The sequence below is a fragment of the Rhizobium sp. PP-F2F-G48 genome (assembly GCF_004342335.1).
Lineage (GTDB): Bacteria > Pseudomonadota > Alphaproteobacteria > Rhizobiales > Rhizobiaceae > Ferranicluibacter.
In genome coordinates this window covers 534708-558416 of record NZ_SLVH01000003.1, presented here as the reverse complement: position 1 = coordinate 558416, position 23709 = coordinate 534708, and the positions used below count along the sequence as shown (strand labels likewise).

At 59.7% G+C, this 23709-nt stretch carries 29 protein-coding genes; 26 read left to right on the top strand and 3 right to left on the bottom strand.

Features of this window, described 5'->3' with window-relative positions; all coding sequences use genetic code 11:
• Positions 1 to 61: 61 nt before the first annotated feature.
• The 3 genes from C8J36_RS10565 to C8J36_RS10550 form a co-directional block, all read right to left on the bottom strand.
• Positions 62 to 316, bottom strand: a complete 255-nt coding sequence (locus C8J36_RS10565) for a hypothetical protein (RefSeq protein ID WP_207897486.1) — start codon at positions 314 to 316, stop codon at positions 62 to 64.
• A gap of 150 nt (positions 317 to 466) precedes the next feature.
• Positions 467 to 1108: a LexA family transcriptional regulator gene (locus tag C8J36_RS10560; RefSeq protein ID WP_132534652.1), complete on the bottom strand. Its 642-nt coding sequence runs from the start codon at positions 1106 to 1108 to the stop codon at positions 467 to 469.
• A 278-nt stretch (positions 1109 to 1386) separates the two neighbouring features.
• Positions 1387 to 1644, bottom strand: coding sequence for a hypothetical protein (locus C8J36_RS10550; RefSeq protein WP_132534647.1), 258 nt, complete (start codon positions 1642 to 1644; stop codon positions 1387 to 1389).
• 145 nt (positions 1645 to 1789) lie between these two features.
• Between C8J36_RS10550 and C8J36_RS10545 the strand changes: the two genes are divergently transcribed.
• The 26 genes from C8J36_RS10545 (at position 1790) to C8J36_RS10415 (ending at position 23649) form a co-directional block, all read left to right on the top strand.
• Positions 1790 to 2275 carry a hypothetical protein gene (locus tag C8J36_RS10545; protein ID WP_132534645.1) on the top strand — a complete coding sequence of 162 codons (486 nt, stop codon included), beginning with the start codon at positions 1790 to 1792 and terminating at the stop codon, positions 2273 to 2275.
• A gap of 229 nt (positions 2276 to 2504) precedes the next feature.
• Positions 2505 to 2684: a hypothetical protein gene (locus C8J36_RS10535; protein ID WP_132534640.1), complete on the top strand. Its 180-nt coding sequence runs from the start codon at positions 2505 to 2507 to the stop codon at positions 2682 to 2684.
• Positions 2681 to 4090, top strand: coding sequence for an MT-A70 family methyltransferase (locus C8J36_RS10530; RefSeq protein ID WP_132534637.1), 1410 nt, complete (start codon positions 2681 to 2683; stop codon positions 4088 to 4090). The genes C8J36_RS10535 and C8J36_RS10530 overlap by 4 nt, the downstream gene beginning before the upstream one ends.
• Positions 4087 to 4407, top strand: a complete 321-nt coding sequence (locus tag C8J36_RS10525; RefSeq protein WP_132534635.1) for a hypothetical protein — start codon at positions 4087 to 4089, stop codon at positions 4405 to 4407. The genes C8J36_RS10530 and C8J36_RS10525 overlap by 4 nt, the downstream gene beginning before the upstream one ends.
• Positions 4404 to 5663: a hypothetical protein gene (locus C8J36_RS10520; protein ID WP_132534633.1), complete on the top strand. Its 1260-nt coding sequence runs from the start codon at positions 4404 to 4406 to the stop codon at positions 5661 to 5663. Before C8J36_RS10525 ends, C8J36_RS10520 begins: the two co-directional genes overlap by 4 nt.
• A complete protein-coding gene (locus C8J36_RS10515; protein WP_165915021.1) occupies positions 5647 to 6327 on the top strand; it encodes a transcription termination/antitermination protein NusG in 681 nt (226 codons plus the stop codon). The genes C8J36_RS10520 and C8J36_RS10515 overlap by 17 nt, the downstream gene beginning before the upstream one ends.
• 748 nt (positions 6328 to 7075) lie before the next feature.
• Positions 7076 to 7693 carry a phage terminase small subunit P27 family gene (locus C8J36_RS10510; protein WP_132534627.1) on the top strand — a complete coding sequence of 206 codons (618 nt, stop codon included), beginning with the start codon at positions 7076 to 7078 and terminating at the stop codon, positions 7691 to 7693.
• A gap of 4 nt (positions 7694 to 7697) precedes the next feature.
• Positions 7698 to 9458, top strand: coding sequence for a terminase TerL endonuclease subunit (locus C8J36_RS10505; RefSeq protein ID WP_132534625.1), 1761 nt, complete (start codon positions 7698 to 7700; stop codon positions 9456 to 9458).
• Positions 9458 to 10855 (top strand): phage portal protein, encoded by a 1398-nt coding sequence (locus C8J36_RS10500; protein ID WP_132534623.1) that lies wholly within the window; start codon positions 9458 to 9460, stop codon positions 10853 to 10855. The genes C8J36_RS10505 and C8J36_RS10500 overlap by 1 nt, the downstream gene beginning before the upstream one ends.
• Positions 10852 to 11760 (top strand): S49 family peptidase, encoded by a 909-nt coding sequence (locus tag C8J36_RS10495; RefSeq protein ID WP_132534621.1) that lies wholly within the window; start codon positions 10852 to 10854, stop codon positions 11758 to 11760. Before C8J36_RS10500 ends, C8J36_RS10495 begins: the two co-directional genes overlap by 4 nt.
• 99 nt (positions 11761 to 11859) lie before the next feature.
• A complete protein-coding gene (locus tag C8J36_RS10490; RefSeq protein ID WP_132534619.1) occupies positions 11860 to 13143 on the top strand; it encodes a phage major capsid protein in 1284 nt (427 codons plus the stop codon).
• Positions 13144 to 13215: 72 nt separating this feature from the next.
• Positions 13216 to 13608: a hypothetical protein gene (locus C8J36_RS10485; RefSeq protein WP_132534617.1), complete on the top strand. Its 393-nt coding sequence runs from the start codon at positions 13216 to 13218 to the stop codon at positions 13606 to 13608.
• 52 nt (positions 13609 to 13660) lie between these two features.
• A complete protein-coding gene (locus C8J36_RS10480; RefSeq protein WP_132534615.1) occupies positions 13661 to 14161 on the top strand; it encodes a hypothetical protein in 501 nt (166 codons plus the stop codon).
• Between the two features lie 49 nt (positions 14162 to 14210).
• Positions 14211 to 14744, top strand: coding sequence for a head-tail connector protein (locus C8J36_RS10475; RefSeq protein WP_132534613.1), 534 nt, complete (start codon positions 14211 to 14213; stop codon positions 14742 to 14744).
• Positions 14744 to 15097 carry a head-tail adaptor protein gene (locus C8J36_RS10470; protein WP_132534611.1) on the top strand — a complete coding sequence of 118 codons (354 nt, stop codon included), beginning with the start codon at positions 14744 to 14746 and terminating at the stop codon, positions 15095 to 15097. Before C8J36_RS10475 ends, C8J36_RS10470 begins: the two co-directional genes overlap by 1 nt.
• Complete coding sequence (locus tag C8J36_RS10465) at positions 15090 to 15542, top strand: HK97 gp10 family phage protein (RefSeq protein WP_132534609.1); 453 nt, start codon at positions 15090 to 15092, stop codon at positions 15540 to 15542. Before C8J36_RS10470 ends, C8J36_RS10465 begins: the two co-directional genes overlap by 8 nt.
• Positions 15542 to 15931, top strand: a complete 390-nt coding sequence (locus C8J36_RS10460; RefSeq protein WP_165915020.1) for a DUF3168 domain-containing protein — start codon at positions 15542 to 15544, stop codon at positions 15929 to 15931. Before C8J36_RS10465 ends, C8J36_RS10460 begins: the two co-directional genes overlap by 1 nt.
• Positions 15928 to 16356 (top strand): phage tail tube protein, encoded by a 429-nt coding sequence (locus C8J36_RS10455; protein ID WP_132534605.1) that lies wholly within the window; start codon positions 15928 to 15930, stop codon positions 16354 to 16356. Before C8J36_RS10460 ends, C8J36_RS10455 begins: the two co-directional genes overlap by 4 nt.
• Entirely contained in the window at positions 16356 to 16700 is a 345-nt protein-coding gene (locus C8J36_RS10450; protein WP_132534603.1) for a hypothetical protein, read from the top strand. The genes C8J36_RS10455 and C8J36_RS10450 overlap by 1 nt, the downstream gene beginning before the upstream one ends.
• A gap of 134 nt (positions 16701 to 16834) precedes the next feature.
• Positions 16835 to 17005, top strand: coding sequence for a hypothetical protein (locus C8J36_RS10445; RefSeq protein WP_245506520.1), 171 nt, complete (start codon positions 16835 to 16837; stop codon positions 17003 to 17005).
• 14 nt (positions 17006 to 17019) lie between these two features.
• Positions 17020 to 19575, top strand: coding sequence for a phage tail tape measure protein (locus C8J36_RS10440; RefSeq protein WP_132534599.1), 2556 nt, complete (start codon positions 17020 to 17022; stop codon positions 19573 to 19575).
• A complete protein-coding gene (locus tag C8J36_RS10435) occupies positions 19572 to 20261 on the top strand; it encodes a hypothetical protein (RefSeq protein ID WP_132534597.1) in 690 nt (229 codons plus the stop codon). Before C8J36_RS10440 ends, C8J36_RS10435 begins: the two co-directional genes overlap by 4 nt.
• The gene (locus C8J36_RS10430; RefSeq protein WP_132534595.1) at positions 20251 to 20823 is read left to right on the top strand and encodes a hypothetical protein; all 573 of its coding nucleotides are present in this window, start codon (positions 20251 to 20253) and stop codon (positions 20821 to 20823) included. Before C8J36_RS10435 ends, C8J36_RS10430 begins: the two co-directional genes overlap by 11 nt.
• Positions 20823 to 21203: a hypothetical protein gene (locus tag C8J36_RS10425; RefSeq protein ID WP_132534593.1), complete on the top strand. Its 381-nt coding sequence runs from the start codon at positions 20823 to 20825 to the stop codon at positions 21201 to 21203. Before C8J36_RS10430 ends, C8J36_RS10425 begins: the two co-directional genes overlap by 1 nt.
• Entirely contained in the window at positions 21203 to 23248 is a 2046-nt protein-coding gene (locus C8J36_RS10420; protein WP_132534591.1) for a hypothetical protein, read from the top strand. The genes C8J36_RS10425 and C8J36_RS10420 overlap by 1 nt, the downstream gene beginning before the upstream one ends.
• Positions 23248 to 23649: a hypothetical protein gene (locus C8J36_RS10415; protein ID WP_132534589.1), complete on the top strand. Its 402-nt coding sequence runs from the start codon at positions 23248 to 23250 to the stop codon at positions 23647 to 23649. The genes C8J36_RS10420 and C8J36_RS10415 overlap by 1 nt, the downstream gene beginning before the upstream one ends.
• The last annotated feature ends 60 nt before the right edge of the window (positions 23650 to 23709 follow it).

Sequence of the window (23709 nt, the reverse complement as noted above, 5' to 3'; positions counted from 1 at the left end):
TTCATCCGTTTCGGATGCCGCCCGCATGCGTGCCGGGCGGTCACCGAAAGCGGATCTTGGATTAGGCAGCGCGACGGGCCGGGACGCGCGAGACGGTCGATCGTTCCTGGCGCTTGCGCGCCTCCGAACGGGCCCGTTCGCCGAACTGTTCGAGGTCGGCACGGTCGAAATGCGCGAGAAGCTGGTTCTCGGTGCAGCCTTCACCAAGGTGAAGCATCATGTCAGCAATGGCCGACACCTTGCCGGCGTCGATGCACTGCTGGACGGTGTTGCTGCTCTTATTTCCGAAAGTGGTGTTCGTGCTCGTTTGCATCATGCGCTCCATCTGATGTCGTTGGCAATGCCTCGACGACGGAGTGGCGCGGGACGCTAAACCTGTTTCCGCGCCACTCCAGCTCGGGAGGCAAGGAAACAGATGTACGGAAATTAATTCCAAGTCAATCGATGTTAGAAATAAATTCGAATGTTATCGGGGTTTTATCCAATCGATAGGGGCAGCCCATTCAACAAGCTGGTCTTCCATGTCGAGCGCGTTGGTGCTGGTCAGAGTGAAGTAGCCCTCCGTAGTGCCTTTTTTGACGGTTTTGACAAGTATCTGCCCATTTGCCAACTGCACGACTGCGAGCTTGTTTATCATCTCCTTTGCAGGAAGGTGTCGAGACCAGTAGATCACCCATCCCTCTTGAAACATCGGTAGCATTGATGGTCCGCGCACTTCAGCTGCAACTGTGCCAGGTCGCGCATCTGCAGGAGCTTCGACCTCATCGTCTTGATCACTCTCAACGGCTTCGACGTACTGGCCCGCGCCAACATATCCTTTGAGTGGAACCATTCTTGACGGTGCATTGCGATCTATTCCTGTCTCTAGCCAAAGATCATCGACCTCTAGCGCATGAGCAAGCAAACTTAGTGTCTGGCCTCTCGGTTTATCTACCTTTCCGGAAAGATACTTCGTAACACTATCATAAGAGACTGACGATCGCCGAGCGAGCTCAGCAATAGTCCAGCCTTTTGCTTCGAAAGTTTCTTTAAGTCGTTTTTTCCATGACATACCGCAACTGTATTTTGGAAAATAATTCAACGTTAAGGAATTCGCGGCTTGATGCATGGAATTTAATTCCGTATGGGTGCCATATGAAGACAGTTGGAGAAATTATTAAGTCTGCTGGAGGGCCGCGTGCGGTGGCCTGCGCCTCCAACGGAAGTCTGACGCCTGACGCGGTTTACAAATGGCCTGCAATCGGAGTTCCCGACAGGCACTGGCCCATCCTCATGTCTCTTACGCAGGTGACAGCCGACGATCTTTTCAGGGCGAATCAGATGGCGCGCGGTTTTCGCGAGGCAGTCCAATGACCAACCTATTTCCCGCCATTTTGCCTGCGGATGTCAGTTTTTTGGAGCGTCGATCGACTTCTCCAGAAGCGCTTTTTCGGCTTGCAACAGGGTCTCAGCCAGCTCTCGAAGCTGGGCCGCGGTTACCGCCAGCTGGAGATCCGGGGTACGTCCCGTTTTCAGTTCCTCCGCACTGGTTGCATAGCCCAGACGAAGAATGGCGACAGTGCCGCCGACAATGTGGGTGCTCCATCCGAGGAGAGGGTTCAACCTGATGTTGCCGTCTTCTCTCACGTCGAGTTTGTTGGTCATGCCCGTTGCTCCTTTGGGGTGTGGCGCGTGGCCCGTTTGTTGCGGCCCGCCATGATTAGGACTCTCTGACGCTAAGGCAGGTCTGAGCGTCTTTCACCGAAAATCTTTTCCGAATTTTTTCCTTGCTTTTTCGCGGGGTGTTTTTGTGCATCTAAAAATTGACAAGCTCCGAGGCATTTCGCCAGCGGAAATTCGCGTCATCAAGAAGGCTACCGAGCAGGCCTATCGTCTGGGCGGAGGCATCAGTGTTGTGGCGACGCGCACGCGCGTTTCGACCTCTACGCTCTGCAAGTACGCGTCCATCAGCCCGGAATATGATGATGCGCTTATTCCGCTGGATGTCGCGATCGAAGTTGACCGGGCGGCTGGGTCTCCGGCCATTCTGACAGCCTATGCCGAAATTCTGGGTTTCCAGATTGTTGCAGCTGTGCCGACGGATGAGCCGGAAGGCGCGGTGACGGAGGCTGATGCGCACAAGATCGCCCGCAAGGCCATGGGGCTGGCGGAGGAGATCTTTGCGGCGCTGGAAGACAATGTGATCGACGCGCTGGAGAAGCGGACCATCATCGACAAGTGTCATCGCCTGAAGCGCCTGGTGCGCGACATGGTCAGACGTCTGGGAGGTGCATGATGCCCCTACCGTCAACCCTCGACATATCGCTTCTCCCTGCCGCCCGCGCCTTCCTGCGAAAGCTCGAAGGCGCGGGCGGTCGGCTTTTTATCGAGACACTGGCGGACTGTGACCATGTCCGCACGCTTTTGCCGCACGGCCTGGTCGGGCCTGGCGGCGGCGATTCTCGCAGCATCGAAATTACCAACAAAGGCAGGGCCTATCTTGCGCGCTGGCGGGGAGCACACTGATGACGGCAATCGCGACCATGTCAGCGTTCGACAGGCTGCCGCCCGTGCTGCGGGATCTTTTGACGCGTGAACCGCTCGGGCTCGATCCGCGCGCGATCGAGGCGCGGCTGACGCGCGGCGTTCCGGTGGAAAAGATCGCGCGGCAGATTGCGACAATCGAGCGGAGGGCGAGCCGATGAGCGGGGCACCGAAACTCGGACCGACGATGCTACAGGTTATGCGCACGGCGCTTGTCGAGGGCGCGGTTTCTACGGTTGATGCCAGCGCGCAAAAGGCGGCGCTTAGCATGAACGGGCGTGGGCTTCTGGCGCGCTTGCCGGGTGCGCCGAACCGCTGGGCACCTACGGAGCGCGCGCGCGAGCTTTACCCGGATCTCGTCTTGCCGGATGCCGCGGATGATCTGCCGCATCATCTGCTGGCGGGGCTTTTTCCACTGTTCTCGGAGCCTGACCTTCAGGCGCTTGCCGCTGATATCGCCGCCAACGGGCAGCGCGAGCCGATATGGCTTCTGGACGGGCAAATCCTTGATGGACGGAACCGTTTTGCGGCCTGCAAGATCGCAGGGGTTGCGCCCCGGTTGCGCGTCTTCGACGGGGGCGACCCGCTGGAGTTTGTTCTGTCGCTGAACCTTCACCGCAGGCACCTGAGCGAAAGCCAGCGGGCCATGGTTGCTGCCAAGATCGCGATCTGGCAGCGGGGCATCAACCAGACAACGGTCGGGTCTGCAAATTTGCAGACCCGAACAGCGGCTCGGCGGCTCTCAGTTTCGGAGCGCTCCGTTTTTACGGCAAAGAGGATCGACCAGCACGGCGTCAAGGCATTGTCGGAGGCGGTTCGCGAGGGGCGGCTGACGCTGCATGTGGCGGAGACGCTATCTCATCTGGAAGATCAGGCTCAGGAGCACATCCTGAAGCTGGATAAGCGCGAGATTATGCAGCGCGCCAAGGACGAGCGGGCGAAAAGCCAGCAGATGCGGCACGTGGTGCGCCTGGCGCACATGGCGCACAAGGTGGAAAACGGCCGGGCGACGGCGGGGCAGGTGGGGCAGAAGTTTCCTGTCATCTATGCCGACCCGCCGTGGAGATTTGGCGTTCATTCGGAAGTGACGGGGCGCGAGAAGAGTGCGGAAAACCATTATCCGACGATGACGACCGACGAGATCTGCGCGTTGTGGGAGGCCATAGGGGCGCCCGGCAAGCGGGATGCGGTCCTGTTTCTCTGGGCGACGAATCCCATGCTGCCCGATGCGCTGCGCGTGATGGACGCGTGGGGTTTTGCCTACGTCCATCATTGGATATGGGACAAAGGTGTCGCGGGAACGGGCTATTGGGGGCGCGACCGCCACGAGCTGCTGCTGATCGGCCGGCGCGGAGATGTCGCTTCACCTTTACCAGGGCAGCAGCCGGAAACGGTGCACTGCGAGCGCAAAGGCGCGCATTCCGTCAAGCCGGCTTTCTACGCCGAAACGATCGAGCGGCTTTATCCCGACATGCCCCGTCTTGAGATGTTCTGCCGTGATGCCCGTCCGGGATGGACGGCGTGGGGGTACGAGGCTGGCAGCAGCGACGACGAGGTGGCAGCATGAGCTACCTTCCCACCGTCGAGATCTTGGCCGACAAGCAGGACGATGCCGGCAGGGCGTCGTGGCTTCTGGCCCAGCCTATCAGTGCCCTTTTGCGTGAGGCGATGTCAATCCGCGTTGTCTTGCGTAAGGCGGGCTGCCAGTGGGGAGTAGATGCGCTCGATATCGAAGTATCATGCGCCTACGCCCGTCGCGATCCGAGGACAGGTGAGCTGCCACAGGCGCTCTTGGAAGCCCGGCGCGAGATGCGGCATGTGCTGATGGCTATAGCGGACGGCGTATTACCGCCCGTGATTTGCCGCCGCGAGGCCTCCGAATGAAGATGGCGCGCTTTGCAATCATCCCCGGATGGATCGTTACGGACACGCGGCTGAAGGGCCGTGACTTGCAGGTATTGTGCCTCCTCGGGCGACATACGGACAAGCATGGTTGGTGCCGGCGCTCGCAGGTCAAGATGGCGGGCCAGCTCGAATGCGCGCGCTCGACCGTCCAGGCGTCGCTTGACCGATTGTCGGTCATGGGCGTCGTCGAAAAGCACCTTGAGCCGAGCAAGGATGGCCGGGACTCCGCGCACTGGTATCGGGTGATTTTCGACCAGAAGGTCGCCGAACAGGACTTCGAAGAGTGGGAATCCGAGGAATTTGATCCTATTTTGGGCGCCGTCGAAGGCACCCCCCCTGCCGGTATATCGGCACCCCCTGCCGACCCAGAGTCGGCACCCCCTGCCGACCCTGCATCGGCACCTATTAACGACCCTTATCTAACGACCCCTGATCAACTGGGAGAGAGAGCGCGGGCGCGCGACCTTCGGGATGAGGAAGAAAATCCGCGCTCTATCGAGCGCCGGTTCAAGAAATGGTGGCACGCATGGCCGGGATATCTCGACGACAGCGAGATGAACGCTGTTCGCTGCTGGCAGGCGTTGACGCCTGAGCAGAGGAAGGCCTGCGAGGATCTGACGCCGGTCTATCTGGCGGCGCGGGACAAGATGGGACGCACCAAGGCCAAGGCGGCATCCACCTATCTCACCGAACGGCAGTGGGAGCGCTTGGCCCATGCGGATGTAGCCGAAGTGGTCAAGCCGACCAACGCGATGGCGGCTCCCTTTGGAAAGCTTTGGATGGCGACAAGGCTCGCAGAATTGCTCTTGGGGCCGTCAGTCAACATTCCCGGTCCAACAAGCTTCGAGCAGGCGCAAATCCGCGAGGGAAAGCTGTCGATAGACGATGTGCGCAGCGAGAAACGTAAGAGATTTGGATGGCCATCAGTTAACGAGATGCAAGGCCGGGCACTAGAGAAGCCAGCAGCAAAAGGCTGGCTCTGCCCTATCGCTCTCAAGGAGGCAACCGGGGATTTCCGGCAGATCCAGCGCACGGATACCGTCCAGTTAGGGGCTTGGAATGACGAATGTGAGCGTCGTGGTTGGCCGCCGTTGATGCTGAGCGGGCAGCACGAGTGGATATGGTTTCCGCCTGTCCATGAGGGTGAAACGCCTGCTGTGGCCATAGCTCGCTTCGCTGATGCGATTTCGAATTACCTCACCACTCGGAGACAGGGCGATGAACATGCAGCATAGGAATGGTGAGTTTGAGCATGCGCAAGCGATTGAGATCCGGCCCTATGCAGAGTTCAAGCAAGAGAAGGCGCGGCGTGAGAACCGAATCAGGATCTCGCAGCTGGGGATGGCGAGCCGCCGAATCGCTGATGATTACCCTGAACTGGCAGCCTGGCTGTGCTTCAGCGTTCGGCCTCGTTGTGAATTTTCTGTGGAGGAGGCCCTGACGGCGCAGAATGTTCATGCGCTTATTCCTCGTCGCAAGGGTGAAGAGATCAAGCGTCGGCATCGAATTATACCTGCTCCTATGCTGCCAGTTCTGCCTGGTTATGTGCTTGTCAGATGCGTTCCAAGCAACGAAGCCGTGCAGGGCATCCTTCGATTTGACCGTGAGAAGAGGGTTCTCGGAGTGCTTGGGAATGGTGTCGCATTTCATCGGGTGAACCCGAAATTCATTAACCGTTTCATCGAGAAAGCAGAAAGCGGAGCTTATGACTTCAGGCCGCCATCGCCGATTGCTTATGCGCTCGGCGAGCAGGCAAGGATCGTTGATGGGCCGTTCGTTTCCTTCATCGGTGTGGTGGCTTCGTTCGATGCTGCGGCCAACAGGATCGTCGTGGAAATCGAGATCTTCGGTCGCAAGACGCCGATTGATTTGGACGTTGCGCAAGTCGAGAAAGTGTGAGTATCAATCTTAACGGATTATCCGATGATCCTGAAGTGAGCCCCTGAGAACGCAGTAGCATGCGGGACGAAAGTCTGGGGTCGGTACGCCGGTCGGACCCAGCCCTGAGCGCCTCAAGCGAGGCACCGATTCAGGGCCAGTGCGAAAGCTATGACCAGACGATGAGGCGGCCGAGAGGTCGCCTTTTGCGTTCTTAGAGTATGGCAAGCAAGCCGAAGTCATACCGGCCGCAAGGCACGCCGCCTGCTGCGGAGCGAGAGCGAGACTACGATCGACGACGGGACCGTGATCAAGCCGGACGGGACTTCTACAAGACGTACCGATGGCAGAAGGCAAGGGCGGAGTTTCTGTCTCTGCCTGAAAACCAGTTCTGCTTACGCTGCAAGGCGAATGGGCTGTTGAACCCTGGCATCTACTGCTTGGACGGCAGCATGCAGACGAACGTCAAGCGCATCCACATGGTGGTTCACCATACCGAGCGGCACTACGGGCACCCCGAGCTGTTCTGGGACCGATCGAAGTGGGAGCCGATTTGCCCCGACCATCACGACAGCGAGGCGCAGGCCGAGGAGCGGTCGCGGGGTCGCCCGAGGCACCCCTTATAGCTCATTTAGCATCGTCGAATGTGCCCCGAAAGGGGGGTGGGGTCAAAGTCGAGGGGGCTGAGGGCCTAGACCGGTGGGTGTGCTCTCTCACATCGCCGCGAAATTGGTGAAATCTTTTTTTTCTCACGCCGATAGGAGGCGACATGACCCGTGGTCGCAAACCCGAAACGGCAGAGCAACAGGACGCCAAAGGCGCTCCGGGAAATCGGATGTCGCAGGCAGAGCGCCGCGCCGCTCAAGGCGAAAAACCGAAAGCGGTTTCGGTCGGAAAGACACAGCCGCCGAAATGGCTGAAGCGCAGCAGCTCGGCTACGAAGATCTGGAATGAAATTGCGCCGCTGCTGCAGCGACTGAACCTGCTCACCGATCTCGATGCACAGGCTTTCGCGCGCTACTGCCGATACGTGGCAGAGTGGATCATCGCCGACCAGGTCGTTCGCAAAGAGGGCACGTGGTTCAACGCTGTCGGCACGAACGGCGAGGCGACGAAGAAGCGGCATCCGGCCTGGCAGGCCATGCAGGACATCGAGAAGATGCTGCGCGAAATGGAAGCGACATTCGGCATGCGTCCTGACGCGCGATACAAGATCATGCGTGACCAGGCCGCCGCACACGGGTTCGGATCGTTGCCCTTGTTCGGAGGGCAGAGCGTTCAGTCGAGCGGAGACGCAAAGCCGTCCGAGCCTGAAGACGGCGACCATCATGACGTCATCGGTGCGCTCGGCGCTTTCAACTCGTCGCCGCCTGACCTCTTGAACTGATGCCATGGAAGAGGTTTCCAGGGCGGCCATTCAGGCCTCTGCCGGTCATCTGCTCTGGCCGGAACCAGAATGGGTTAAAGATGCCGCAGACAATCGCGGTTGGGAATGGGTGCGGACCGCGTGGGCGCGATGCTCGCGCGTTGCCGGTGCTTGGTTCGATGCCGCCAAGGCTGACGCCGCGGTAAAGCTATTCCCGGCTGTCTTCCGGCTGACGGAAGACAGGTTCGCGGGCAAGCCGTTCAAGTTGGCGTTCTGGCAGGAATGCATCGTCCGCCTCCTGATCGGATGGAAGGCCCCAGCCGAGATCGTGGACGAACAGACCGACGAGCCGATCATCGTGCACGTGCGGATCTTTCGCCGCCTTATGCTGTGGGTTCCGCGTAAGAACGGAAAGTCGGAGTTCCTGGCGGCGCTGGCACTGCTGTTCTTCATCCTCGACGGCGTCGTTGGCGGCCAGGGCTTCGTATTTGCCCGCGACGAGAACCAAGCCAAAATCATCTTCAACAAGATGAAGGCAATGATCAGCATGGCGCCGGGGCTCGGCGACGCGCAGATGTACAAAAAGTCGATCTACCTGCCGAAGATCCGGGCCTTGTTCGAGCTTCTGTCCGGCACTCCCGAAGGTAAGCACGGAAAGTCGCCGACGGTCATAGCTGGCGACGAGATGCACGAATGGGAAACGCCGGATCTGGCAAACTTCCTGCGTCAGGGCACAGGCGCCCGTCTTGAGCCGATCGAGCTTTACGCATCGACGGCCGGTCTCAAGTCGAACCGAACCGGCTGGGATCTCTGGGAGGAAAGTCGCTCTATTCTCGACGGAACGATTGATGACCCGACCACGCTGGTTGTCATCTTTGCGCTCGATCCGGATGACGATTGGGCGGACGAGCAAAACTGGAAGAAAGCGAACCCCTCCCTGGGAGTGTCGCCGACCGTACAGTTCCTACGCCGTGAGGCAGCAATTGCGGCCGACAATCCAAGGGCCGAGCAGCATTTCCGCTGCTACCACGCAAACCAGTGGATCGACGCCGTCACCCGCTGGCTTTCGTTGAAGAAGTGGGATGCCTGCGCGCCTGACAAAGAAGCCTGGCGGCTTTGGAAGAGCGGGCAGGGCTTGGAAGGCCGCCGATGCTATGCGGCGATCGACGTGTCGTCGAACGAGGACATCACAGCGCGCATCCTGGCCTTTCCTCCCGACGAGGATGTCGACCGCTGGATTTTGTCCTGTCGTTTCTGGGTTCCGGAAGAGACGATCGCACGCCGCTCGCGTCAGGATCGTGTTCTCTACGATCGGTGGCAGACGATGGGTGCGATCGAAGCAACGCCGGGCGATTTCGTCGATCAGGACTACGTGCGGCAAGCGCTTTACGATGACCTGGAGACCTATGATCTGGCGTCTATCGGGTTCGACCCTTGGAACGCCACCAAGCTCGTCACCGACATGCAGAAAGACGGCGTCGACGAGAGCCTCTTTCAGATCATGCGGCAGGGCATCCCGACGCTCGGCGAGCCGACGAAGCTGCTGGAGCGGTTGGTCATGGCTGGAAAGCTTGATCATGGTGGCCACCCGGTCATGCGCTGGATGGCCGGCAATACAGCCATCCGGTTTGACGAAAACCTGAATTACGCGCCGACCAAGAAAAAGAGCGCGGAGAAGATCGATGGGATTGTCGGCGCTGTCATGGCGGTCGGCCAATCCATCGCCGAGGACATCGAAGGCCCGTCCGTCTATGAGACCCGCGGCATTCTGGAGATCGAAGTCTGATGATCGCTGCCGAGAAGCCAAGACATCGAGTTAAAGCAATCAGCAATCGATCTGCGGACGTTCCCGGTTTGGTTGACACCGGTGCATTATCTGATGGCGAAAACACTCCACAAGGGTCGTTCGGACCATCACAGTCTGTGAGCCAAGACGGGTTTTTCGTGCGGATGATTGGCCACGGGAAAACCAATGCCGGCGTGTTCGTGGGTGAGCATACCGCTCGAAACTTCCCGATCGTTTACGCCTGCGTCAACCGGATCTCGAATCCGATCGCGCACTTCCCGCTGCGGATCATGAGGCGTGCAAAGGACGGCCTAAGCTCCGAAGAGGCCTCGGATCATCCGCTGTCGCGCCGTTTGAAGATGCGGCCGAATGATCTGATGAGTTCGCGCACCTTCCGCAAGACAATCCAGTCCCACGCTTTGCTGTGGGGCAACGGTTACGCCGAGATTGAGCGCAACGGGCGTGGCCAGGCTGTCGGTCTTTGGCCTCTCATGCCGGAAGTGACGCGACCAAAGAAAGCCGGCGGCCGGTTCTTCTTCGAGACGAAGATCAACGGCAAGCGGTTCGAAATCGACCACGGCGATGTGATCCACATCATGGATCAAAGCCAGGACGGCTATGTCGGTCTCTCGCAGGTCGGGCTTGCCCGTCAGGCGATCGGCATGGGCCTGGCGATGGAGGAGTTCGGCGCGAAGTTCTTCGCCAATGATGCAAAATCCGGCGGCTTCCTGATGCATCCGGGGAAGTTGACGGGGTCGGCGAAGACCAATCTGCGAGGCCCGAACGGCGAGCGTCAAACGGCGCCGGAAAGCCCGGCCGCCGCCCTCGAACGGCAGGGCGGGCTCGATAACGCGCATCGCGTCAAGGTGCTCGAAGAGGGCATGAAGTGGATCACCACGACGATCCCTCCGGAGGATGCACAGTTTCTCGGCTCTCGTGAGATGCAGATTGCCGAGGTCGCGCGGATCTATGACGTTCCGCTGATCCTGGTGCAGAGCCACGAAAAATCGACGTCCTGGGGCACAGGGATCGAGCAGCTGATGATCGGATTCTATCAGCAGACGATCGCGCCCTGGGTGGGTGCCTGGGAGGAAGAGTTCAACTGGAAACTCTTTACGGAGGAAGAGCAGTCGCTCGGATACCACGTCAAATTTAACATGAACGCCTTGCTGCGTGGCGATATGGCCGCTCGATCTGCCTTCTACAAGGCCATGTTCGAGCTGGGCATGACAATGAACCAGATCCTGGCGCTCGAAGACATGAACGGCATTGGCGCGAATGGCGACGTCAACTTCGTGTCGAACAATGTCCAGACCGTCGAGCGTGCAATCAACCCGCCAGAGACAGTGTCCATTGTCCGTAACGGCGGCCGGGCAACAGAGGAAGACGAAGAATGAAATACATTCATATCCTTGCTGCGGTCGCATCCGAATACTGGGCAATGCAGCCTGAAAAGATGCACGCCGTCATCGAGTTTCTCGCCACGCAGGCCGCCGACATCAAGTTTACCGCCGAAGAGATCGAGGCGAGGATCGCCCCGCAGACCGCTAAGGCTGTCGCGCGCCGCGAGGGCGCTGTTGCGGTTGTCTCCATGCGCGGAGTGATCTCGAACCGGATGAACATGATGGGCAACATCTCGGGAGGTGGCGGCACGAGCACCGAGCAGTTTGGTCAGCAGCTCTTGCAGGTTCGTGACGACGATTCCGTCAAAGCTGTTATCGTCGATACGGACAGCCCAGGCGGCGCCGTGTCGGGGACCGATGAGGCGGCCGAAATCATTGCCAGCTTTAAGGGCATCAAGCCGATTGTCGCTCAGGTCAACTCGACGGCCGCCAGTGCCGCTTACTGGATGGTTTCGAACGCCGACGAGATCGTTGTGACACCGTCCGGATGGGTCGGTTCGATTGGCGTCTATTCCGAGCATGACAACATCAGACTGGCTCTGGAAAAAGCCGGTATCGAGAAGACGCTGATCAGCGCCGGCCCGTTCAAGACCGAAGCAAATCCGTTTGGGCCTCTCAGCGAAGAGGCGTTGTCTTATCGCCAAGCTCAGATCGATGCTTTCTATGGAATGTTTGTCGATCGCGTTGCCAGAGGCCGAAACGTCTCGTCGGAGACTGTCCGCGAGACCTTCGGTAAGGGCCGGATGGTTCTCGCCAAGGATGCCGTCTCTCTCGGCATGGCCGACCGCGTCGGCACCATGCAAGAAACTCTGCAGCGCTTCGGCGCTGGCGCCGGTGCGCCGCCTGAACGCAAGCGAGCCATGGCCACCGAGCGCATGAAGCGCGCCGCCGCTCTCTAAACCCTTTCCGATCATCGGAAACGTCAGTTCGTTCGCGTCACCCCGGCGCGGACGCGCTTCTGCCTGACCGGGGCATTCAGCTGAACAGGAGAAAACCACATGCTGAAGCAGTTGCGTGAAAAGCGCGCCAAGCTTGTCGCGGATATGCGCGGCATGGTCACCGCCGCCGAGACCGAAGATCGTGATTTCTCGGCGGAGGAAATGACCTCCTATGATGCCCTTGAGGCAGAAAAGGCGGGTCTCGACCAGCGGATTGCCCGCCTCGAAAACCTCGACGCGACAACCGCCGCTCTCGATGCCGTCGTTCCTGCCGCAGCACGCGGTCAGGGCATCCAGCGCGCCGGCGGCGCTGAAGCTTCCCGCGAGTTCGAAAGCATGGGCGAATTTCTCCATGCGGTTCGCTTCCGTCCGAACGACCAGCGTTTGAACTACGTCGAGAATGCCGGCGCCTCGGATAACGGCGAGGTTCGTTCGGAAATGCGCATGGATGACGGCGCTTCGGGCGGGTTCATGGTCCCGACACAGCTGCGCTCGACGCTGCTGACCCTGACGCCTCAGCAGTCGATTATTCGTCCGCGAGCAACCGTGATCGAGGCCGGCAGTCCGCCCGACGCGGCTGTGACGATGCCGGCCCTCGACCAATCGGGAGCGGCTCCCGCCAATATGTTCGGCGGCGTCGAGGTGAAGTGGATCGGTGAAGGCGACACCAAGCCGAACACGGATCTCAGGCTTCGTGAGATCACGCTGACACCGCACGAGATCGCCGGCACGATGGTCGTGACCGACAAGCTGCTGCGCAACTGGCCGGCCGCAAACTCGCTCTTGGAGGCGCAGCTGCGCGGCGCGGTGGCTCAGTCGGAAGACTACGCGTACCTGCAGGGCAACGGCGTGGGCAAGCCGCTCGGCATTCTCAAGGCCGGCGCCACGCTCAAGGTCAACCGGGCCGTCGCCAACCAGATTTCCTATGATGACGTGGCGAATATGGTCGGCCGTGGCTATGGCAACGGCGTCTTCGTCTACTCGCGCAGCGCCCTTGTCTTTCTGCTCAAGCTGAAGGATCTCGGCGGCAATCCGATCTGGGTGCCGTCCATGCGCGAAGGCGAGCCGTCGACGCTGATGGGACGTCCGGCGATCCTTTCCGATCGCAACCCGCTTCTCGGTTCGCTCGGAGATATCTGGTATGGCGACCTGTCGCAGTACCTGATCAAGGATGGCTCCGGCCCGTTTGTCGCAGCATCGGAGCATGTGCTGTTCCAGCAGAACAAGACGATGATCAAGATCTTCTGGAACGTTGACGGTTCGCCTTGGCTGACAGCGCCGTTCCAGCTCGAAAATGGCTACCTGACGTCGCCTTTCGTCGCCCTCGACGTCCCGAGCGTCTGATCCTCTCAATTCGCAGCCGAGCAATCGGCTGCGTCCTGAAGTCATCGATCCCAACCTTGAAGGAAATCCAACATGAGCCGTGCTCTTTCGCAGGGCCTGCGCGCGCGCGCCAGCATCGTTCCGCAGGACATCACCACGCTTCGCACCGGCACGTTCGTCGACGTGTCCGGAGCGCAGCGCATCCTTGCTGCAATCACCGTCGCCACCGTCGCTGCGACGAAGAAAATTACCGTCCAGTTCCGCCAGGCGCAGGACGCTGCTGGAAACGGGGCGAAAAACCTCGGCAGCCCTGTCGACAAGGTTGCCCCGGCAGGCGGTGCAGCGCTCGACCTCACGGTGGACGCAAAATCCGAGCAGCTCGATCCGAACTACTCGTTCGTGTCAGTTACACTCGTCAGCGACAACGCGTCGGCGGTGTACGGCTCTGCCATGCTGCTCCTCGGCGGCAATCGCTTCAATCCCTGATGGGCCAAGCCCCTCGGGGTGACGCCTCTCGCTGAAACCATCGGAGTTTATCATGACCAATCTGATTGAACGGACAGCCAAGTCCGAATTCCAGCTCGCCGGCAAACCCGTGCGTGCTGGCCAGATCGTTACCGTCGACAGCCATACGCTTTCCCGTCTCGTTGCGGCTGGTGTCGTCGAGGCTGACGAAATTGGCAATTCCCGTGTGCCCGTCGACAACGGCGCGGCTCTTCAGCGGGAGGCCGTCAATGCCGACGTGAATGCCGAACAGGCGCGCGTTGCAGAGGCTCGCCAGGCTGCGGATCTCGAACTGTCGGCGATCGATGACCGCCTTGCGACACGCCGGACGGAAGTCGCGAGCGAACTTGATGCCGTCAACACCGATCTGCAGGCAGCCATCACCAAGGCGCGCGCCGAAGCCGATGCGCAGATTGCCGCAATCAACAAGACGGTCGACGATCGCCGGGTCTCATCTCAGGTGGAAATCGACGAGATGAATGCATCTGTCGAAACCGCCAAGGCAATAAAAAAGCCAAGCAAATCCACGGACTGACCATCTGGACGGGGCGCAAGCGCCCCGTCCGCCTCTATAGGAGTTTGTAATGTCGCTTTTTGTTTTGTCCGGGCCAGAACCGCTGGTGACTCTCGAAGAGGCGAAAGTTTTTCTGCGTGTCGACGAAAGCGGCGATTTCGACGCGCTTATCACCTCGCTACTCATTGCAGCGCAGACTGAATTTGACGGACCGAATGGATGGGTTGGCCGCTGCTTTGGTCGGCAGAGCATACAATATGAGCACTTGCATTGGTATTTTCCTGCATGTTTCAAGCTCCCGTTTGCTGAGGTACTCGATCTAACTTCGATTGAAACGCGAACTAGTGCTGGGTGGAGTTTGGTTGATCGCGCCGTTTATGAATGTGATGGCGACGTCGTTCGCCTTTCGGGGGGACAAAAGTGGCCAGAAGCATCAGCCGCGAGGATCACCATATCTGCCGGTATGGAGTCAGGTGATCCTCGACTGGAGCAGGTTCGCGCTGCGATCTTGTTTCACTGCAAAATGCACTTCGACGATGGTGATTTCGGAGACAGGCTAAGGCGGGTGATCGATGCTCTCCTAAACCCGCTGAGGGTCTTCTGATGGCTTTAAATACGGCCCTCCTGGATCGGCGGATTACAATTCAAAGAGCGACATTCATTAGGAATGAGTTCAATGAAGAAGAGCTTACTTGGAGTAAAATTTCAGATCTCTGGGCTCGTCGACGCGATGCCTCAGACAGCCAGAAAATAGAGATGATGGCTGCGGGTCAGGTCGGTTCGTTCAGGGTCAGCCGTTTCACGGTGCGTTCATCCTCCCTTACGCGATCCATTACGCCCGTTGATCGTGTTCTGCACGATGGTGTGATCTGGCAGATCAATGGTGTGAAGGAGCTCGACGAAGGCCGTCATCGCTTCATCGAGATCACAGCCTCGCGAGATGCTGACAATGGCTAGGGTCACGGTCAAAATCACAGGTCTGAAAGAGCTTGACCAGGCACTCGGCCAGCTGCCGAAGGCGACAGGCAGGGCCGTTTTGCGAAAAGTGCTTATGGAGGCCGGTGAGCCGGTTGCCCAGGCGGCTCGTGCAAACGCGCCGCGGCTTACGCTCAATCTCGTCGAAACGACGGATGTCGGCACGAAGCTCACCCGCAGGCAGGCCTCATTGCACAAGAGTCAATCGAAGGACGCCCGCGCTTTCTCCGAAGTCTTTGTCGGCACAAGCGACCCGGCAGGCATGCAGGACGAATTCGGCAACGAGCATCAGGCGGCCGAACCGTGGTTGCGGCCTGCGTGGGACGGAAAGAAAGATGCCACGCTTGATCGGATCTCGAATGCTCTTTGGGGTGAGATCGAGCGCGCTGCCCAGCGGTTGGCCCGTAAAGCCAAAAGGGGGCGATAGTGGAGGAAGCGCTGATCGCTCTGCTCCTGGCCCATGCCGAGCTGGTCGAGTTGGTCGGCACGAAAGTCCGGCCGGGTCGCGCCAGTCAAACGGACATTGCTCCGTTCGTTGTTGTGCAGGTTATCGACAAGAGCCGAGCCTACACGATGAAAGGTCATTCGGGTTTGGTCCGGAGCCGCATTCAGATCGATGCCTATGCCGATAGCTTTGCTCAGGCGAAGGCTATCGCCAGGATCATCGAGGCGCGCCTCAGCGGCTACAAGGATGGCGCCTTCAAGGCAATCTTTCTCGAAGATCACCGAGACTTGCCCGCAGCGGACGCAGGCACGGTAACGACGAAGTTCCGCACATCCCTCGACATCACAGTTCACTATGGAGAACCGCAATGACCGAAGCCATGCTGGGTTATGATACCGGCTATGAAATCTGGGACAGCACCCTGACCGTACCTGCCTTCGTCGCCGTTGGCGAAGTGACGATGGTCGCGCCTGGCTCGGCAACTGCCGACCGGGTGGAAGCCACGCACATGAAAAGCCCGGGCCGGCGTCGCGAATACATCGCAGGCCTGATCGACAGTGGCGAAGCATCGTTCGAGATCAACTGGGTTCCGGGCAGCCCGACCGACGAGCTCATTCGCCGCGTGTTTGAAACCGGCGAGACCGTTCGCCATCGCATCACGTTCCCCAACAAAGCGCGCGTCACGTACGAGGCTCAGATCACCGGCTACGAGAAGGACATTCCTGTCGATGATCGAATGACCGCTACCGTATCCGTCTCGGTCTCGGGAACCGAAACGTGGGATGAGGCGGCCTGATGGCAAACCAGGAGCGCGGCGAGGTCTCGTTCGAGGCGATGGGCAAGTCCTGGACGATGAAGATCGGAACAGGTGCCATGTGTGAGATGGAGGATGCCCTGGGCAAGGGCATCTCCGAAATCAGCCAGGAACTGTCCGGCAAGTCCGTGAAGCTTTCCCTTTTGCGGACGATCTTCTGGGCGTCCCTGAAGCGGCATCATGCCGGCACCACGCTCCAGGAATGCGAGGACATCATCGACGACATCGGTGTCGCCGCGGCCGGCCCGCTGATCGGAAAGGCGTTTCAGGCTGCATTCCCCAAGAAAGAGCAGGGCGCGCGCCCTCGGAAGGCGGCGGCAGCTTAGGCTGGCCGTCGCGGGTTTCCGAATGGGTCGCCATCGGTCAGCCCTACGAATTGTTCTGGCAGCTCACCCTTCGCGAAATTAGCGTCATCCTCGCGGGCGAACACGAGCGCCAGACAAGAGAGCGAAACGAGCGGATGAGCCTCGCATGGCACATCGCCAAGCTCGATCGGCTGAAGAAAATGCCGCCTCTGAAAGACCTGCTCACCGTCAAGAAAACACGCGTGAAACAGACGCCCGAAGAGATTGAGGCGGTGACGCGGTCGTGGCTCGGCAGTCGTTCGCGAAAAGCGGAAAAGCCGGCCTAAAATAGGATCTGGATATGGCAAGTGCTGTCATTGGTGCATTGAGGGTCAACCTCGGCATCGACACTGCTGAGTTCTGGGATGGCCTCGACAAAGCGCAGCGCGCGCTGGGCAAGGTCGGTAATTCCCTGAAGTCGGCTGGGCGGGATATGTCGACATATGTGTCGGCTCCGCTTGCGGCGATGGGCGCGCTGACGTTGAAAACTGCCGGCGATTTTGAAGCATCCATGAACCGGGTGCAGGCGGCAACCAATGCTTCGACATCCGAATTTGACGCCATGCAGAAGATGGCACTCGATCTCGGTGCCAACACCTCGAAGTCGGCATCCGAGTCTGCCGACATGATGGAGATGCTGGCGAAGAACGGTTTGACGGCCACGCAGATCCTCGACGGGGCTGCCGCGGCGTCAATCAAGTTGTCCGAGGCAACCGGCGGTGATCTGTCCACATCGGCGGACGTTGCGACGAACGTCATGGCGCAGTTCAAGATCGAGGCAAAGGACCTTGGGCGCGTCGTGGATGGCATCACGAACGTCACGCTCGCATCGCAGTTTGGATTTAGCGACTACAAGGACGCGATCGCGCAGGCTGGTGGCGTTGCCGGCGCGCTCGGCGTGACGTTCGAAGACTTCAATGCGGCGATCGCCGGCACATCGTCTGTCTTCAACAGCGGCTCGGACGCTGGCACGTCCTTCAAAACCTTCCTGACCACGCTGTCGCCGAAGAGCAAGGCGGCGGCGCATGCGATGAAGGAATTGGGTCTGGAGTTCTTCAACGCCGATGGCTCCATGAAGTCCATGGCTGCTGTTGCGGAGGAATTGAAAACGAGCCTGTCTGGCCTCAGCGACGAAGCGAAAACGGATGCGGTAACCACCATCTTCGGCTCCGACGCCATGCGGACCGCTCTTGCTCTGGCTGACCAGGGCGCCGCTGGCATTGACAAGCTGGCTATCGCCATCGAGCGCAAGGGTTCGGCAGATGCGCAAGCGGCGGCGCGCATGAAGGGGTTCAACGGCGAACTTGAGAAGCTTGGCGGGGCGCTCGAAACACTGGCGATCAACATCGCCAACAGCGGTTTGCTGGCTTTCGTGACCGGCATCGTCTCCAAGCTGGCGGATCTCGTATCTGGTCTGTCGGAAACCAATCCGCAGCTTCTCAACTGGGGAGTTGTGGTTGCCGCCGTCGCTGCAGCGCTGGGACCGCTTCTCGTTACCCTTGGGCTTGTCGCGACCGGGATTGCGGCTGTCGGTGCTCCAGTTGCGGCCGGCATCGCAGCCTTCGCCGCGCTTGCTGCCGGCGCGGCTGCTCTTTATCAAAGCTGGGACTTGATCAAAGTTTCGTTCCCGGCAACGGCTGCTGTCGTCGAAGGCGCGATCGCTGTTATCCAGACAACGGTTGTCGGCCTCGCCACGCAGCTTGGCCTGGTCGGGCAGTACCTCGGCCAGTTCCTGACGGGCGATCTGAAGGGGGCCGGCGATACTGCGCGCCTGATCTTCGAAAACCTCGGGGTGATGTTTACGAACATCGCCAATGTCGTCTTTCCCGGCGCGCTTGACGCGATCAAGGCAAAGATTGGCGAACTCGTTTCGAGCCTTGTCGGCTTTGGCCAATCGATGCTGGCGACGTTTCAGGCAATCCCGGAGCAGATGCGCGCGATCGGAGAGCAGATCATCGCGGTGTTCGCAGCGCTGCCCGCCCGGATGCTCGAAATCGGCGGGCAAATCATTGCGGGTTTGGCCGATGGCATTGCGGCTGGCGCAAGTCGCGTCGTCGATGCGGCATCCACTGTTGCAACGCAGGCTTATAACAAAATCACCGGTATCTTCGACATCAACTCGCCATCGCGTGTCATGCATGAGGTTGGCACATTCGTTACGCAGGGCCTTGCAAACGGCATCGCGGCGGGCACACCGAGCGCGAAAGCCGCAGCCGGACGCGCCGCGAACGAAGTTTCGGCGGCGCTTGGTGCTATTGGGAAAACGAAAGCCAATCCTCTCTCGGGCCTGAAGGTTGCGACGTCAGGCGCCACACAGGAGCTGACCGCAATGCAGAAGGCGGGGCAGGAGCTTTCCAGCACGCTCGGAAGCGCCTTTTCCGGTCTTATTGACGGTTCCAAAAGCCTGAAGGATTCGCTGAAAGACATGCTTTCGCAATTGGGAGAAGCTGCCTTTAACGAGGGACTGAAGGCTCTGCTCGGCGCCTTTGGTGGTGGAAGCGCGTCGGGCGGGACGGGTGGTACGGCTGGCAGTGCGGGGGTGGGTATAGGCTCGCTTCTGGGGAGCGCCTTCAAAGGGCTCTTCGGTTTTGCAAACGGCGGTTCCTTCGAGGTCGGCGGCGCCGGTGGCATCGACAGCCAGTTGGTCGCATTCAAGGCATCTCCAAACGAGCGCGTCTCCATCACCAAGCCTGGGCAGGAGCGCAGCGGCGGCGGTGACAGCTATCGTGGTGGCGACATCGTTATTCAGGGGGACGCCTCGGAGAATACGGTTCGTCTGATCCGCGGGGCGCTTCAGCAGTATGATGCGATGGCCATGGAGCGGCAGGCCTCGACATGGAGACGGAGCGAGACATGATTGTCTGGTCATCGCTGCTCATTCCAGCAGAGGTCATGTTTCGCATCAAGCCGATGCTCACGATGGGACCGGTGAGCTTTTCGGGCAAGCGTCAGAAAATCGGAACGGATGCAGGCTTCTGGACGGCCACGATGTCTGGGTTTCCTGTTCTTTCGCCTGAAAAAATCCTTGAGTGGCGGGGCATTATCGGAGCTCTGCAGGGTGGCCTTGAAGATCTATTGATTGGTCCATTCGACGAGTTTCAAGCGCCTACCCTCGCGGGCTTGCCGCCGATCATCACAGGTATTCCCCATTCGGACGGCGCGCTTTTCTCTGACGGGTCCGGTTACAGCCAGTCAACCATTCTGGTTTCGTCTTCAGCAGATCTCGATCTTCGTCGAACATCGGCGCGTTTCCGCATCGAGCGAGCCGGCGAAATCAAGAGGGGCATGTACTTCACAGTTCGTGACGGCGGACGACCTTCCATGCATATGATCACGCAGACGCCTGAGAAAACTGGGAACTTCGTCGACGTCACATTTCTCCCGCCGCTGCGCTTCGACGTGCCGGCAGGCTCCGATGTAGATTTCGCAGATCCTAAGTTGCTGATGAATTTGGCGAGCCCGGAAAGCGGAGACTTGGCTCTGGAGATGGGGCGCTGGTCTCGCCCGTCGATCGAGCTTGAGGAGAGCTGGAATGGACTTTAGCCAGACCATCGAGGCGCAGATTCAAAGCCGGGTTGTGAGAAAGTCACGCCTTCTTGAACTGCTGTTCGCGTCGGGCCGCATTGGCTTGTGGAATGGCTTTGGCAAGCTTCGGACTCAGGACGGAAAAATGTGGCTTGGTGTGGGGGGTGCCGGACGCATCAATGGTGTTTCCCAATCGATCAAGGGGAGTGCGCCAGAACTGAAATTCACACTTTCGGGCGTGGATGAGACGTTCGCTGCAAAGGCCAAGAGCGAAGCGGCCGAATACTATGACCGAGCGGCTATCGTCTATGACCAGTTTTTCGACGAGCAGTGGCAGCCGCTCGATCTTCCTTACGCCACATCGTTCGGCCTGATGCGCAAGCTGACCTCTGCGCGATCATCGGACGATACCGGTTTTACGCGCACCGTTTCCATTTCGGCAGAAACCCCGTTCGCGGGCAAAAAGCGCGCCCGGTTCTCATACATGACCGATCGCGACCAGCAGCTTCGACATCCTGGCGATCTCTTCGCTTCGGATGTCGCCGGCATCGAGCGCCCTTACACATTCCCGGATTACTGATGCTCGAAACATTTCTCGCGGAAGCCTCCAGATCCCCGCTGATCTGGGGCGTCAATGACTGCGCCATGATGCTCGCGAATTGGTGGATGCATCGCCACGGCGTTGATCCTGCTTTTCATCTTCGCGGCGTCTACTCGACCGAGCGCGAGTGCCTGAAGCTGGTCGAAAAGAGCGGCGGCATTCTTGCCTTGGTCGACCAGATAGCCGCCGGCGCCGGCGCCAAGCCCGTGGCCTATCCTGTTGCTGGTGACATTGGCGTCATCGAAGTCCACGGCCAGCAATTTGCTGCGATCATGGCGCCAACGGGGCGGTGGATGGTGAAGGCAGTTCGTGGAATGGCCGGCTACCGTTGCGGCCATCTGAAAGCTTGGAGCGTCTGATGCCTGCAGCGATTGTTGGGTTCATCGCCGCGATCGGCGTACCCGGCCTGGTGACGGCAACCGGTGCGCTGACGACGATCGGCTCTATCGTAGCTGGAGGTATCGGTCTCGGCCTGTCCTATGCCGCGAATGCCTTGTTCGGCGCCAAGCCGTCCACGGTCAAGCCGCAGGACGGAAAGGGCACGTTGCGCCAGTCCGTTGCACCGCGGCGCAAGCATTATGGCCGAGTTCGTACGGGCGGCTCGTATGTCCTGTTCCGGACGAAGCAGGGCAATCTGTTTCAGGTCATCTACATCGGCGAAGGCCGGTGCGATGCGTTCGAGGAACACTATATCGACGGTCGGCCTGTCACGCCTGATCCGGATGGATGGATTCGCAACAAGCAATATGAAGGCAAAGTCCGCGTTGTAAATCGTCGGGGCCTGCCGGTCGAAACCGCGTATAGCGAACTGATCGAGAACTTCCCGGAAGTCTGGACGGCGGCGCATCGTGGCGATGGTTGCGTGTCTGCCTTCATCCATGCTCGGGGCGTCAAGCAGGAGAAATTCAACTCGGTCTATCCGAACCGCATCCCCGCCTATGAGAGCGTGCGCCGTGACGGCGTTGTCTATGATCCGCGCTCGGCAACGAATGGCTGGACGGCGAACCTCTACCTGATCTTTCGGGACTATCTGATCAGCAATGATGGCGCCGGGATCTCGGCGGCCTACATCGACGATGCGGACTTTGCAGCCGCTGCGACGCTCGGCGATGAGATCCTGCCGACCAACGGCGGCGGCACGGTTCGGCGCTGTCATGGTCAGCTGTCTTACACGCTCGAAACCGAGCCCGTCGACATCATTGATCGGCTGGAGACGGCAACAGATGGCAGACTGATCCTGAAGCCGAATGGCAAGATCGGCATTCAGCCTGGGAGGTGGGTGGAGCCGACGGTCTCGATCGCGGATGGTCACCTTATCGATTACGAGTTGTCGGACTCAAGCGGCCCGCTTCGCGAAGCCAACGAGGTCACGGTCAAATACACCAATCCGCTTGCAGCCTACACCGAGGCGACCAGCGACCCTTGGCGCGACGAGGACGATATCAGCCAGACCGGCCGTGTCCGTGCGATCCCGATCGAGGCTTACGAGATCCAGAACCATCATCACGCGCGCCGTGTCGCGAAGCTGAAGTTCTGCCGCGCCTCTGCACGCTGGCGTGGGTCCATCATCACGGATCTCTACGGCCTGAAGGCGCGCAATGAGCGCTTCATCCGCGTGCAGGTTCTGGATCTCGGCATCGACTTCGAGGCGTTCGAGGTGGAGAGCTTCGAGGAAGACGACGACACGATGACGATCAAGATGACGATCGCCAGTCGGACAGCCGATATGTACCAGTTGCCGAGTTCCGAGGAAGGGACGCCGCCCGTTGTCCCTCCGACCTTCAGCGAAGAAGATCTCGATATGCCAACGGGCGTGCTTGTCGTCGGTAGCCAGCGCGTTGTTTCGGGGCAGGGCAAGGTTGCGCTCATAACAGCGACCTGGGCACCCTATCCGGATCGCGACGACCTGAATGCCGAGGTGCAAATATCGCCGGCAGATCAGGAGAAGTGGTCGGCGATTACGGTCGATGACAGCCAGACGCGAGCCGAAGCAATCGGGCTCGCCGACGGCCAGCTCTATGATGTTCGCATCCGCTGGGTGAAGCCGGGCGGAACGCCGTCGACCTGGGCGATCGTTGAAAACATCCCGGCGCTTGCAGATCCGGACAAGCCGGCAACGCCCCTGCAGCTGAAGACAGTTCTCGCCGGCGCCACGGTCACTGTCAGCGCGCGGGCGGCGAACGACAACAGCGCATACCTCGTGTTCAAACGGGGGACGGCAAGCCAGACGTTCGCGCAGGCGACCGACATTTCTGGAAACATTCGTGTCACAGCAAACCAAGTCATCGAGTACGCCGATACGCCCGGTCCCGGAACGTGGCGCTATTGGTGCTCGGCGAAGAACCCCTCCGGTCTCTTGGCGACAACGCCGGCTGGCCCGACAGCAAGCGTCGTGGTGACCTGATGCCGATCAAAGATTATCGCGATGATGTCGCTTCGGCTGATGCAATGGCAAAGGCGGCGAAGGATCTTGCCGACACGATCGACACCTCAATGAAGGCCGGGGCTCTGGTCTGGGAATATTACTACACGATCACGCAGGCTCTGCCTGTGTCGCTCGCGCTATCCGGCCTTCGGCTTTCAGCTCCGGCCGCTAAGGCAAAAGTCGGGGATCTCGTGTTTATTCACCCGGCCGACCGGCCAAAAGTTGGCGCGCTTACGCTTGGATTCATTTTCGTGCAGTCAACCGGGTTCGTGTTCGTCGACGGCGCTGTCGATGTGAACTGCGTGCTTCCTCCGATCAGTGCAATCGGTACTCTGTCCGTTCCGCTTCGCCTCCGCGGCTTCCGCCCGCCGGCCGTCTGACCAACTCAACAATCTGAACCTCTCACCCTGCCTGCGGCGGGGCGTTTCTGCATGGAGACA

Excerpts from the sequence above, each read along its gene's own strand:
- C8J36_RS10565 (WP_207897486.1), bottom strand. The coding sequence starts at position 316 with ATGATGCAAACGAGCACGAACACCACTTTCGGAAATAAGAGCAGCAAC.
- C8J36_RS10560 (WP_132534652.1), bottom strand. The coding sequence starts at position 1,108 with ATGCATCAAGCCGCGAATTCCTTAACGTTGAATTATTTTCCAAAATAC.
- C8J36_RS10550 (WP_132534647.1), bottom strand. The coding sequence starts at position 1,644 with ATGACCAACAAACTCGACGTGAGAGAAGACGGCAACATCAGGTTGAAC.
- C8J36_RS10535 (WP_132534640.1), top strand. The coding sequence starts at position 2,505 with ATGACGGCAATCGCGACCATGTCAGCGTTCGACAGGCTGCCGCCCGTG.
- C8J36_RS10530 (WP_132534637.1), top strand. The coding sequence starts at position 2,681 with ATGAGCGGGGCACCGAAACTCGGACCGACGATGCTACAGGTTATGCGC.
- C8J36_RS10525 (WP_132534635.1), top strand. The coding sequence starts at position 4,087 with ATGAGCTACCTTCCCACCGTCGAGATCTTGGCCGACAAGCAGGACGAT.
- C8J36_RS10520 (WP_132534633.1), top strand. The coding sequence starts at position 4,404 with ATGAAGATGGCGCGCTTTGCAATCATCCCCGGATGGATCGTTACGGAC.
- C8J36_RS10515 (WP_165915021.1), top strand. The coding sequence starts at position 5,647 with ATGAACATGCAGCATAGGAATGGTGAGTTTGAGCATGCGCAAGCGATT.
- C8J36_RS10510 (WP_132534627.1), top strand. The coding sequence starts at position 7,076 with ATGACCCGTGGTCGCAAACCCGAAACGGCAGAGCAACAGGACGCCAAA.
- C8J36_RS10505 (WP_132534625.1), top strand. The coding sequence starts at position 7,698 with ATGGAAGAGGTTTCCAGGGCGGCCATTCAGGCCTCTGCCGGTCATCTG.
- C8J36_RS10500 (WP_132534623.1), top strand. The coding sequence starts at position 9,458 with ATGATCGCTGCCGAGAAGCCAAGACATCGAGTTAAAGCAATCAGCAAT.
- C8J36_RS10495 (WP_132534621.1), top strand. The coding sequence starts at position 10,852 with ATGAAATACATTCATATCCTTGCTGCGGTCGCATCCGAATACTGGGCA.
- C8J36_RS10490 (WP_132534619.1), top strand. The coding sequence starts at position 11,860 with ATGCTGAAGCAGTTGCGTGAAAAGCGCGCCAAGCTTGTCGCGGATATG.
- C8J36_RS10485 (WP_132534617.1), top strand. The coding sequence starts at position 13,216 with ATGAGCCGTGCTCTTTCGCAGGGCCTGCGCGCGCGCGCCAGCATCGTT.
- C8J36_RS10480 (WP_132534615.1), top strand. The coding sequence starts at position 13,661 with ATGACCAATCTGATTGAACGGACAGCCAAGTCCGAATTCCAGCTCGCC.
- C8J36_RS10475 (WP_132534613.1), top strand. The coding sequence starts at position 14,211 with ATGTCGCTTTTTGTTTTGTCCGGGCCAGAACCGCTGGTGACTCTCGAA.
- C8J36_RS10470 (WP_132534611.1), top strand. The coding sequence starts at position 14,744 with ATGGCTTTAAATACGGCCCTCCTGGATCGGCGGATTACAATTCAAAGA.
- C8J36_RS10465 (WP_132534609.1), top strand. The coding sequence starts at position 15,090 with ATGGCTAGGGTCACGGTCAAAATCACAGGTCTGAAAGAGCTTGACCAG.
- C8J36_RS10455 (WP_132534605.1), top strand. The coding sequence starts at position 15,928 with ATGACCGAAGCCATGCTGGGTTATGATACCGGCTATGAAATCTGGGAC.
- C8J36_RS10450 (WP_132534603.1), top strand. The coding sequence starts at position 16,356 with ATGGCAAACCAGGAGCGCGGCGAGGTCTCGTTCGAGGCGATGGGCAAG.
- C8J36_RS10445 (WP_245506520.1), top strand. The coding sequence starts at position 16,835 with ATGAGCCTCGCATGGCACATCGCCAAGCTCGATCGGCTGAAGAAAATG.
- C8J36_RS10440 (WP_132534599.1), top strand. The coding sequence starts at position 17,020 with ATGGCAAGTGCTGTCATTGGTGCATTGAGGGTCAACCTCGGCATCGAC.
- C8J36_RS10435 (WP_132534597.1), top strand. The coding sequence starts at position 19,572 with ATGATTGTCTGGTCATCGCTGCTCATTCCAGCAGAGGTCATGTTTCGC.
- C8J36_RS10430 (WP_132534595.1), top strand. The coding sequence starts at position 20,251 with ATGGACTTTAGCCAGACCATCGAGGCGCAGATTCAAAGCCGGGTTGTG.
- C8J36_RS10425 (WP_132534593.1), top strand. The coding sequence starts at position 20,823 with ATGCTCGAAACATTTCTCGCGGAAGCCTCCAGATCCCCGCTGATCTGG.
- C8J36_RS10420 (WP_132534591.1), top strand. The coding sequence starts at position 21,203 with ATGCCTGCAGCGATTGTTGGGTTCATCGCCGCGATCGGCGTACCCGGC.
- C8J36_RS10415 (WP_132534589.1), top strand. The coding sequence starts at position 23,248 with ATGCCGATCAAAGATTATCGCGATGATGTCGCTTCGGCTGATGCAATG.